The sequence below is a fragment of the Nocardioides sp. genome (assembly GCF_036374615.1).
Lineage (GTDB): Bacteria > Actinomycetota > Actinomycetes > Propionibacteriales > Nocardioidaceae > Nocardioides.
The window spans coordinates 17,688-27,252 of the sequence record NZ_DASUTK010000190.1 but is presented as its reverse complement, the minus strand read 5'-3'; the positions used below and the strand labels follow the sequence as shown (position 1 = coordinate 27,252).

General features: G+C 72.5%; 12 protein-coding genes. 8 read left to right on the top strand and 4 right to left on the bottom strand.

What is annotated here, in order from left to right; genetic code table 11:
* Positions 1 to 638, top strand: a 638-nt coding sequence (gene tsaB, locus VFZ39_RS14920; RefSeq protein WP_330866566.1) for a tRNA (adenosine(37)-N6)-threonylcarbamoyltransferase complex dimerization subunit type 1 TsaB, incomplete at its 5' end; no start/stop codon positions are given.
* Positions 635 to 1,102, top strand: a complete 468-nt coding sequence (locus tag VFZ39_RS14915) for a GNAT family N-acetyltransferase (RefSeq protein WP_330866565.1) — start codon at positions 635 to 637, stop codon at positions 1,100 to 1,102. The genes tsaB and VFZ39_RS14915, both read left to right, overlap by 4 nt.
* Here VFZ39_RS14915 and VFZ39_RS14910 read toward each other — a convergent pair.
* Positions 1,024 to 1,770, bottom strand: a complete 747-nt coding sequence (locus VFZ39_RS14910; protein WP_330866564.1) for a GNAT family N-acetyltransferase — start codon at positions 1,768 to 1,770, stop codon at positions 1,024 to 1,026. The genes VFZ39_RS14915 and VFZ39_RS14910 overlap by 79 nt on opposite strands.
* A gap of 30 nt (positions 1,771 to 1,800) precedes the next feature.
* Here VFZ39_RS14910 and tsaD point away from each other — a divergent pair, with 30 nt between their 5' ends.
* A complete protein-coding gene (tsaD, locus tag VFZ39_RS14905) occupies positions 1,801 to 2,847 on the top strand; it encodes a tRNA (adenosine(37)-N6)-threonylcarbamoyltransferase complex transferase subunit TsaD (RefSeq protein ID WP_330866563.1) in 1,047 nt (348 codons plus the stop codon).
* 9 nt (positions 2,848 to 2,856) lie between these two features.
* Here the strand turns inward: tsaD and VFZ39_RS14900 are convergent, their stop codons facing one another.
* The 3 genes from VFZ39_RS14900 to VFZ39_RS14890 are packed head-to-tail and all read right to left on the bottom strand — an operon-like array spanning position 2,857 to position 5,793.
* Positions 2,857 to 3,996 (bottom strand): hypothetical protein, encoded by a 1,140-nt coding sequence (locus tag VFZ39_RS14900; RefSeq protein ID WP_330866562.1) that lies wholly within the window; start codon positions 3,994 to 3,996, stop codon positions 2,857 to 2,859.
* Between the two features lie 25 nt (positions 3,997 to 4,021).
* Positions 4,022 to 5,278 carry a hypothetical protein gene (locus tag VFZ39_RS14895; RefSeq protein WP_330866561.1) on the bottom strand — a complete coding sequence of 419 codons (1,257 nt, stop codon included), beginning with the start codon at positions 5,276 to 5,278 and terminating at the stop codon, positions 4,022 to 4,024.
* Positions 5,275 to 5,793, bottom strand: a complete 519-nt coding sequence (locus tag VFZ39_RS14890; RefSeq protein WP_330866560.1) for a SigE family RNA polymerase sigma factor — start codon at positions 5,791 to 5,793, stop codon at positions 5,275 to 5,277. Before VFZ39_RS14890 ends, VFZ39_RS14895 begins: the two co-directional genes overlap by 4 nt.
* 110 nt (positions 5,794 to 5,903) lie before the next feature.
* On the opposite strand from VFZ39_RS14890, the gene VFZ39_RS14885 reads away from it, so the two are divergent.
* The 5 genes from VFZ39_RS14885 to VFZ39_RS14865 are packed head-to-tail and all read left to right on the top strand — an operon-like array spanning position 5,904 to position 9,540.
* The gene (locus VFZ39_RS14885) at positions 5,904 to 6,278 is read left to right on the top strand and encodes a pyridoxamine 5'-phosphate oxidase family protein (RefSeq protein ID WP_330866559.1); all 375 of its coding nucleotides are present in this window, start codon (positions 5,904 to 5,906) and stop codon (positions 6,276 to 6,278) included.
* A 7-nt stretch (positions 6,279 to 6,285) separates the two neighbouring features.
* Complete coding sequence (locus tag VFZ39_RS14880) at positions 6,286 to 6,807, top strand: DinB family protein (protein ID WP_330866558.1); 522 nt, start codon at positions 6,286 to 6,288, stop codon at positions 6,805 to 6,807.
* Positions 6,804 to 7,532 (top strand): VOC family protein, encoded by a 729-nt coding sequence (locus VFZ39_RS14875; RefSeq protein ID WP_330866557.1) that lies wholly within the window; start codon positions 6,804 to 6,806, stop codon positions 7,530 to 7,532. The genes VFZ39_RS14880 and VFZ39_RS14875 overlap by 4 nt, the downstream gene beginning before the upstream one ends.
* Positions 7,529 to 8,020 carry a GNAT family N-acetyltransferase gene (locus tag VFZ39_RS14870; RefSeq protein WP_330866556.1) on the top strand — a complete coding sequence of 164 codons (492 nt, stop codon included), beginning with the start codon at positions 7,529 to 7,531 and terminating at the stop codon, positions 8,018 to 8,020. The genes VFZ39_RS14875 and VFZ39_RS14870 overlap by 4 nt, the downstream gene beginning before the upstream one ends.
* Positions 8,021 to 8,061: 41 nt before the next feature.
* Positions 8,062 to 9,540, top strand: a complete 1,479-nt coding sequence (locus VFZ39_RS14865; protein WP_330866555.1) for a DUF2252 domain-containing protein — start codon at positions 8,062 to 8,064, stop codon at positions 9,538 to 9,540.
* Positions 9,541 to 9,565 lie beyond the last annotated feature (25 nt).

The following is a 9,565-nucleotide window of genomic DNA, read 5'->3' as shown; positions in this document are numbered from 1 at the left end:
TCGCCTTCGACACCGCCACACCGACCGTCACCGTCGCGCTGCACGACGGCACGGACGTGGTCGCCGAGCTGGCCAGCGAGGAGACGATGCGTCACGGTGAGCAGCTGGCGCCGCTCATCGACCGGGCGCTCAGGAGCTGCGGCCTCGTGCGGCAGGACCTCACGGCGATCGCGGTCGGCATCGGACCCGGGCCGTTCACCGGACTGCGGGTCGGCCTGGTCACCGCGCGCACGCTGGCCTTCGTGCTCGACCTGCCCGTGTACGGCGTGTGCAGCCTCGACGTGCTGGCGGTCGAGGCGGTGGACACCGGTGCCGTGATCGGCGGTTTCTCCGTCGCCACCGACGCGCGCCGCAAGGAGGTCTACCTCGCGACGTACGACGAGGAAGGGGACCGGCTCACCGGGCCGGTCGTGGACAGGCCGGCCGCCCTCGCGGACGAGGGTCAGGTCGTCGGCGAGGCGGCCCACCTCTACCCGGAGCACTTCCCGACGGCCGTGGGGCCGCGCCGCCCGAGCGCGGGCTGGCTGGCGCGCACCGTGGCAGGCGAGCGGGCCGAGCTGGCCGACCCCGAGCCGCTCTACCTCCGCCGACCGGACGCCGCCGTGCCCGGCCCGCGCAAGCCCGCCTCCACGTCGTGATCGAGCCTGCGACCCTCGAGGATGTCCCCGCTGTCGCCGGGCTCGAGGCTGTCTGCCAAGGCGATGACGCCTGGTCGGAGGCCCTGGTCCGCCAGGGAGTGACCGGGACGGTGCCCACGGTGCGTCATCTGGTGGCGCGCGAGGAGCAGGTCGTGGGCTACGCCGTGGTCAGCGTCGCCGGCGACGTCGTCGAGCTGCAACGGATCGGCGTCGAGCCGGCGCGTCGCCGAGGTGGCGTCGCGACCGCGCTGCTCGCCGCCGTCGTCGCCCTGGCCAGCGAGGAGGAGGCGGATCGCGTGCTGCTGGAGGTCCGCGACGACAACGATGGCGCGCTGGGCTTCTACGCCGCGACAGGCTTCGTCGAGATCGCCCGCAGACCGCGGTACTACCGCGACGGCGCCACGGCGGTCGTGATGGAGCTGTCGCTGACCCGCCCTGACGTGAAGGTGTGGACGACCTCGTAGTCGAGCCCACGGTAGATCCGCAGGGCAGGCTCGTTGTCCGCGTAGACGCCGAGGCTGGCGATGCCACGCCCGCTCAGTGCTCGGATCGTCAGTGCGACGCTGAGCGACCTGCCGATGCCGCGGCCGCGGGCGTGCGGGGCGACGCTCACGGCACGCAGGTGGCCGGACCCGTCCGGATTCCTGACGACGGCGCCGACCGCGAGCAGGTCGGCACCCGCGCGCCACCCCAGCCACGCCTCGATGCCGGGCGTCCCGGGGCGTGCGTGCGAGTCCGGCGCGGCGGTGTCGATGAGGTCGTCGATCTCCTGCGGGTCGTCGACCACCACCACCTCGTCCGGCACGGGGTCCGGGGGCCGGGTGCTGGTGAGCATCCAGTTCCAGCGGCGCACCTCCGCGAGTGACCACGCGACGGGTACCACGTCGGTCGCCGCGGTGAGCGTCAGCCGGTCCGGTGGCTCGATCTCCTCGGCCAGAGACGCGAGCAGTCGCGCTTGGTCGTCAGCCGGGCCGAAGCCCGTGAGGACGACAAGCTCCTCCCGGGCGATCGGCCGTCGCGACACCACCGCGACCGCCTCGTCGAGCCGCCAGGCGCCGAGCACGAGAGCGGGATCGAGCTGGTGACGCACGAACGGCAGGTCACCGAGCTCGGACACCCCCACGAGACGCATGGAGCCATTCTCCCCGGCACAATGACGCCCATGACCGACGCCCCGCTCGTCCTCGGCATCGAGACGTCGTGCGACGAGACGGGCGTCGGGCTCGTCCGCGGCCACACGCTGCTCGCCGACGCGGTCGCGAGCAGCGTCGACGAGCACTCCCGCTTCGGCGGCGTCGTGCCCGAGGTCGCGAGTCGAGCCCATCTCGAGGCGATGGTGCCGACGATCGAGCGGGCGTGCGAGACCGCCGGCGTGGAGCTGTACGACGTGGACGCGATCGCGGTCACCAGCGGTCCCGGCCTCGCCGGAGCCCTGCTGGTGGGGGTCGCCGCCGCGAAGGCGCTCGCGATCGGTCTCGGCAAGCCGCTCTACGGGGTCAACCACCTGGCGGCGCACGTGGCGGTCGACCAGCTCGAGCACGGGTCGCTTCCCGATCCGTGCCTGGCGCTGCTGGTGTCCGGCGGCCACTCCAGCCTGCTTCGCGTGGGAGACGTGACGAGCGACGTCGCGCCGCTCGGCGCCACCATCGACGATGCGGCGGGGGAGGCCTTCGACAAGGTGGCTCGGCTGCTCGGGCTGCCGTTCCCCGGCGGTCCTCACATCGACCGGGCCGCGCGCGAGGGCGACCACGTCGCGATCGACTTCCCCCGCGGACTCACCTCCCGCCGAGACTTGGAGCGGCACCGGTTCGACTTCTCGTTCTCGGGTCTCAAGACCGCGGTCGCGCGCTGGGTCGAGGCGCGCGAGCGGTCCGGGGAGCCGGTACCCGTGGCCGACGTGGCGGCCTCCTTCCAGGAGGCGGTGTGCGACGTCCTCACCCGCAAGGCGGTCGACGCCGCCGCGAGCGAGGGCATCGAGGACCTGCTGATCGGTGGCGGGGTCGCCGCCAACTCGCGGCTACGGGTCATGGCCGAGGAGCGTGCCGCCGCCCGTGGCATCCGCCTCCGCGTGCCCCGACCCGGGTTGTGCACCGACAACGGTGCGATGGTCGCCGCGCTCGGCGCGGAGATGGTGGCGCGCAACCGTCCGCCCTCGGCGCTGGACCTGCCGGCCGACTCCTCGCTGCCGGTCACCGAGGTGCTGGTCTGAGTCGGGCGCTCAGAAACCCTGGCCGAGCACGGCGAACGGTGCGTCGACGTCGCTCCCCGGCGTCGGCCCGAGCACGATCTCGGTCGAGCCGTCCACTCCGAGCCTGGTGACCCGCCACTGCTCGTTCTCGAAGGACGTGATCAGCAGGTGGCTGGCGTCCTCCCACACCGAGCCGGTGATGCCGCCGCTGCCTGGCTCGTGACGCGCCAGCTCGGCACCGGTCACGGCGTCGAGGATCGCCAGCCAGCCCATCCCGAAGCCGTCGAGGTAGGGGTGGCTCGCCGAGAGCAGCGCCCCGTCAGGGGAGAACCGGCCGTACGTGTAGTCGCACGAGCCGTGGAGCTCGGCGCGGTCGTCGGGCACCACGACACTGCTGCACGAGCCGGGCTCAGGAAGCTCCGTGTGGCTGGTGACCATCGATATCCGCCCGTCCCGGGCCACGTCGGTCACGCTGAGGGGATCACCGGCGACCGCCACGTCCGCGCTGGTGCCGGTGATGATCCGCGCACCGCCGAGCTCGTCGTTGACATAGACCGCGCACGGGGCGGCGCCGCCCGCGGTGCAGTCCGGGCCACCGACCAGCCGCACCGGCACCGCTCCCTCGACGTCGGCGAGGTCGGTCGCACCGTCCTCCCACCGCACGATCAGCTCGCCGTCGGTCACGTACGCGATGGCCGAGCCGTCGGCGTTGGAGGTGATGCCGGACTCGGTGACGACCGTGTTCACGACCTGGCCCGCGGCGTCGAGCTCGTCGAGGACCAGGAACCCGGCGTCGTCGTTGCGCAGCCCCAGCAGGGTGTCACCCAGGACGGCTCCTCCGTCGTAGTCGCGGGCGACGTCACGCACCGAACCGTCGGGAAGTACCACGCGTGGTCCGCCGACGTACGGGACGCCGAGCACCGGGCCGTCGTAGGCAGGCAGCTCCGTCGCGACGGGCCGCGGGGGTCGGTCGCCGGCCAGCCCGGCAGGGATGGCCGCGGCCAGGACGCCGGTGGCGGCGACTCCGCCGGCCACGGCGGTACGGCGGCGACGGAGGGCACGCGCCCGGAGCCGGACGTCCCCCATCGTCAGGGGCGCGCTCTCCCAGTGATCGACCTGGGCGCGCAGCTGACGGGACAGCTCGCGCGACAGGTCGGGCAGGTCGTTCACCGACCGTTCCCCTCCATCGCGGGGCCTACTGCGCGAACAGGTGCTGGGGGAGGAAGAACTCGATCGACATCTCCGCGTCCCGCACGTCGGACACGCGAGTCGCGGTGCCGTCGGCCTCCAGCCGGAGGACGGCCTGCTCACCACCCTGCTCCACCACGGCCACCACGGTGTCGTCGTCCTCCCAGGCAGCCGCCATCACCACTGCTGACTCGGCCGGCTTCCGGCTGCTCGCGTACTCGACCACGGGGTCCCCGGTGGCCGCGTCCAGGATCGCCACCGTCGGCGAGCCGAGGTCGAAGTACGTCGCGTAGCCGATCAGCCAGCGACCGTCGGGGCTGAACGCGCCCAGCTGGTGGTCGCACGTCTCGAGGACCAGCCGCGGCTGCGCGGTGTCGGTGTTGCGGACCTCCGAGCAGGTGCTGTCGCCGCGGAACTCGGTCTGGCCCGCGACCAGTCCGGTCACCTCGGTGACGCCACCCACCCGCTGGAACCCCTCGAACGGGATGGCGTCGAACTCGCCGTCCGGCCCCGCCTGGCCGTAGGACGTGTCGCCCGTGGCCTCGTCGAAGTGCGAGACCGCCACCGTGTCGGGAGCGATGAAGCCCTCCACCTGCGCATTGGCCGAGGTGGGGGTGCGCATCGGCTCGCCGCCGTCGACCGGGGCGTTGACGACCGTCCAGTCGCCGCCGTTGCCGCGGGCCTCGACCCAGGCGACGCGGCTCCCGTCAGCACTGATCGCCAGACTGGCGTTGGAGCTGACGGCCGAGAGCTCCTGCAGGTCGGAGTCGAGCACCACGACCTGATAGCCGAGGGGACGGTAGCCGCCGCCACGGATGCCGACCCAGCCGTCGTCGTACGGGGCGATCTGCAGGAAGTCGCCGGGCAGGTCGAACGTGGCGTCGGGCGTCACGAGCTGCCGGGCGTCGCCGGCGATGTACCCGGTCCGGGGAACCTCGCCCTCGGGCACGTCGAGCGTCAGCGGGAAGGTGCCGTCGGGGTTCGGCGTCGGCTCGACCGCCTCGCTGGGCGACGGCGCCGCGGGGGAGGGTCGGTTGTTGCCGGGGTCGTCGAGCGCCAGACCGGCGGGCAGGATGACGGCCAGCATCGCGGCGGCGCCGACACCGGCGGCCAGCGCTGTACGCCGACGGCGGATCGAGCGGGCCTTGCCCTTGACGTCATCGAGGGTCAGCGGCGCGCCGTCCCCATGATCGAACGTGGCGTCGACCTGGGCGTGGAGCTGGCGGCTCAGCTCGCGGGGCAGGCCCTGGGGGGTGTCGTTCATCGGTCCTCCTCCCGGGGGTTCAAGGTCTGGGGTGCGCGGTCGCGCAGGGTGGCCAGCGCGCGGCTGGCCTGGGACTTCACGGTTCCGACCGAGATGCCGAGCGCCTCAGCCGTCTCGGCCTCGGACAGCTCTTCGTAGTAGCGGAGCACGACCACGGCGCGCGCCTTCTTGGGCAGCGTCTGGACCAGGTCCCAGAGCTCGGCGCCGGTGCCGCCGTCGTACTCGTCGTGGTGGGGGCGGTCAGGGAGCTCGGCTGTGCTGGACTCGCGTCGCTTCCAGGCGCGGCGCCAGAGCGAGTTGTTCTCGTTGACGAGGATCCGCCGGACGTACCCGTCGATCGAGCCCTGGTCCTTGACCTTGTCCCATGACAGGTACAGCTTGGCGAACGCGGTCTGCACGAGGTCCTCGGCGGTGTGCCGGTCGCCGGTGAGGAGGTAGGCGGTGCGCAGCAGGCTCGGCTGACGGGCGTGCATGTACGAGGCGAAGTCCTCGTCCCGAGCCTCCGAGCGGCTCATCGTCACCCCCGTCGGTGCGAGTGCGTGCATCCGTGCACCTCCATTCCATCGCCACCAAGACGCGAAATGCCGGAGGTGGGTTGCAATCGGCGCGGCCTAGACTCGGGACCATGAGCATCCCGGTGGAGGTCGAGCGACTCGGCGAGGTGCTGGCCGAGCACGGCACGGGGTACCTGCTGACCACGTCCCCCGAGGGTCGCGTGAAGGCGGTCACGGTCGAGCCGACGCTGCTCGACGGCGCCCTTCGGTGCCCGGCCAGCCGCGGCTCGGCCGGCAACCTCGCTGCGAACCCGGCCGCAACGCTGCTCTTCCCGCCGCGGGTGGAGCGCGGGTACACGCTCCTGGTCGACGGCACCGCCGTGGCCGACGACGACGGGATCGCGTTCACGCCGGTGTCGGCGGTGCTGCACCGGCCGGCAGCCCATGCGGACGGTGCAGCGACGTCCGTGGGCGACTGCGGCAACGACTGCGCGCCGGTCGCGTGATCCGCGCGTGACCGGTCGCACCTCACCGCCGTACGCGGCGGACGAAGTGACCACGCTGCTGGCCTTCCTCGACTACTTCCGCGCCACGCTGCGCCGGCAGACCGACGACCTCGACGCCGCGCAGCTCGACACCCGGCTCGAGCCGAGCACCCTCACGCTCGGTGCACTGCTCAAGCACCTCGCCCTGGTCGAGAGCTTCTGGGCCACCGAGGTCTTCGCCGGCGAGCAGCCGGGCGAGCCGTGGGCCGCCGCGGACTGGGACGCCGATCCGGACTGGGAGATCACGACGGCAGCGCACGACGCGCCGGAGGAGCTGCGACGGTTGTTCGACACGGAGGTCGTCGCCGCCGACGCCGTCTATCGACGGGCCATCGCCGACGGCGGTCTCGACACACTCGCTGCCCGCGAGCGGCACGGGGAGCGCCCCAGCCTGCGCTGGATCCTGGTGCACCTGGTGGAGGAGTACGCCCGGCACTGCGGGCACGCCGACCTGATCCGGGAGTCGATCGACGGGGCGGTCGACCTGTGACGCCGTTCTGGGTGACGGCCTTCGTCGACCTCGCACCCGAGGCACACGTAGCCGGGCTCGCGTTCTGGCGCGACGTCACCGGCTGGGAGGTGTCGCCCGCCCGGGGCGACGACCTCGAGTTCGTCTCGCTGCTCCCGCTCGCGGCCGGCGACCACCTCCGGGTGCAGCGGCTGACGACAGGCCCGTCGCGCATCCATCTCGACCTCCACGTCGACGACCCGCGGACCGCCGCCGATCGCGCCGTCGCTCTGGGCGCCCGAGAGGTGGCCGACCCCGGTCACGTCGTGATGCGGTCGCCCGGTGGCTTCACCTTCTGCTTCGTCGCCCACCCGGCCCCGCAGCCCGCGCCGGCCTCGACCTGGCCCGGGGGCCACCGGTCGCTCGTCGACCAGGTGTGCCTCGACATTCCGTCGAGCGGCTTCGACCGCGAGGTCGACTTCTGGCTGGCGGTCACCGGCCGTGACCTGGTCGACTCGATCCGCCCCGAGTTCGGCCGTCTCCGCCGGCCCGCCGACCAGGGCCTCGAGCTGCTGGTCCAGCGCCTCGGCGAACCCACGGGGGAGGTGCGCGGTCATCTCGACATCGGGTGCTCCGAGCGGGCTGCCGAGACTGACCGCCACCTCGCCCTCGGTGCCCGCCTGGTCCAGACGTACGACGCCTGGACCGTGCTGACCGATCCGGACGGCTCGGAGTACTGCATCACCGACCGGGAGCCGCGGTCGTGAGGATCCGCCCTGCCACTGCGGCCGACTGGCCGAGCATCTGGCCGATCTTCCGCGACATCGTCGCCGCCGGCGAGACCTACGCCTACCCCGAGGACCTCACGTCCGAGGAGGCCGCGGCGCTGTGGATGGAGCGGCCTCCGGGCGAGACCGTGGTCCTCGAGGACGCCGGTGAGGTCCTCGGCACCGCGAAGTACGGGCCGAACCGTCCCGGCCGGGGTGCGCACGTCGGCACCGCCTCGTTCATGGTGTCGCCGACCGCACAGGGTCGCGGCATCGGCCGAGCGCTGGCGGAGCACGTCGTCGGCCGGCTCCGTGAGCAGGGCTACCGCGGGATCCAGTTCAACGCCGTGGTCGAGACCAACACGGCCGCGGTCAGGCTGTGGCAGGCCTTGGGCTTCCGGATCGTGGGCACCGTTCCCGGCGCGTTCGAGTCGGCCTCACACGGCCATGTCGGGCTGCACGTGATGTACCTCGACCTGCACGCGTGAGCGTTGACGCTCCCGCGGGGCGACGGGCGTACGATCCGGGCATGCCGTCCCCGGCATCGCAGGGCCCGTCCGACGTGACCGGAGTGCTGCGCGAGAACCTCGCGGTCGAGGCTCGCGCGGCCCGCGGGAAGGCGGCGCGCGAGACCACCCCGCTGGAAGCGCACGCGGCGGCCCGACGCTCCGACGAGGTCGACCCGGTGCAGCTGCTCCTCGGGCAGGCCGAGTCACGCGTACCGGAGCTGGTGCCGATCCGACACGGCCGGATGCTGGTCTCCCCGTTCACGTTCTACCGCGGTGCGGCCCTGGTCATGGCCGCCGATCTCGCGGCGCTACCCGGTTCCGGGCTCGACACCCAGCTCTGCGGAGACACCCACCTGTCGAACTTCGGCGGGTACGCCTCCCCGGAACGACGGCTCGTCTTCGACATCAACGACTTCGACGAGACGTTCCCCGGCCCCTTCGAGTGGGACGTCAAGAGACTGGCGGCCAGCTTCGTGGTGGCCGGGCGCGACAACGGGTTCACCGCCAAGCAGTGCCGCAGGGCCACCCGAGCCGCTGTCGAGACCTACCGCACCACCATCCGCACCTTCGCGACGCAACCGATCACGACCGTCTGGTACTCGCACCTCGACATCGAGGACGCCATCGCCCGGTACGTGGCGGAGCTGTCGGACCGGGATCGGGAACGACGCAAGGCGGGCATCAAGGGCGCCCACAAGACGCTCAGCAAGGCGCGCACCAGGAACAGCATGCAGGCCCTGGAGAAGTTGACCGCGGTCGCGGACGGCCGGCGCCGGTTCGTGAGCGATCCGCCGTTGATCACCCGCCTGGACGAGATGACCGGCCTGGACGGCGACGACGTGCTCGACCGGCTCACGGGTCTGATCGCGGCCTACCGGGACACCCTGGCCCCGGACAGGCAGCGGCTGCTCGACCACTTCGAGCTGACCGACGTTGCTCACAAGGTGGTCGGGGTTGGCAGTGTGGGCACCCGCGCCTGGGTGCTGTTGTTCGAGGGCGGAGCAGACGACGAGGTACTGCTGCTGCAGGCGAAGCAGGCCCAGCGTTCCGTCCTGGCTGGGTACGCCCCGGCTGCGGACGGCCGTGCCCTCGACCTCGGGGCTGTCGCGCACGAGGGAGAGCGCGTGGTCACGGGACAGCGGCTCATGCAGGCCACCAGTGACATCTTCCTCGGCTGGGTGCGTGCCCAACCCACCGATGCGGACCCGAAGGATTACTACGTGCGCCAGCTGCGGGACTGGAAGGTCTCGGCCGACATCGACCGGTTGACCCCGTCCAGCATGGAGGTCTACGCCCGACTGTGCGGCTGGACCCTGGCCCGCGCGCACGCCCGAGCCGGGGACCGGATCGCGATCGCGGCGTACCTGGGGAAGTCCACCAGGTTCGACCACGCCGTCGCCGACTTCGCCGAGACCTATGCCGACCTGAACGAGCACGACCACGCGACCCTCGCGGCCGCAGTGGACGCCGGCCACGTCCAGGCCCAGCACGGCGTGTGACAGCGCTGACCCGGCGGCGGGCGAC

Coding starts and splice junctions, on each gene's coding strand:
- VFZ39_RS14910 (WP_330866564.1), bottom strand. CDS start 1,770: ATGCGTCTCGTGGGGGTGTCCGAGCTCGGTGACCTGCCGTTCGTGCGT.
- tsaD (WP_330866563.1), top strand. CDS start 1,801: ATGACCGACGCCCCGCTCGTCCTCGGCATCGAGACGTCGTGCGACGAG.
- VFZ39_RS14895 (WP_330866561.1), bottom strand. CDS start 5,278: ATGAACGACACCCCCCAGGGCCTGCCCCGCGAGCTGAGCCGCCAGCTC.
- VFZ39_RS14890 (WP_330866560.1), bottom strand. CDS start 5,793: ATGAGCCGCTCGGAGGCTCGGGACGAGGACTTCGCCTCGTACATGCAC.
- VFZ39_RS14885 (WP_330866559.1), top strand. CDS start 5,904: ATGAGCATCCCGGTGGAGGTCGAGCGACTCGGCGAGGTGCTGGCCGAG.
- VFZ39_RS14865 (WP_330866555.1), top strand. CDS start 8,062: ATGCCGTCCCCGGCATCGCAGGGCCCGTCCGACGTGACCGGAGTGCTG.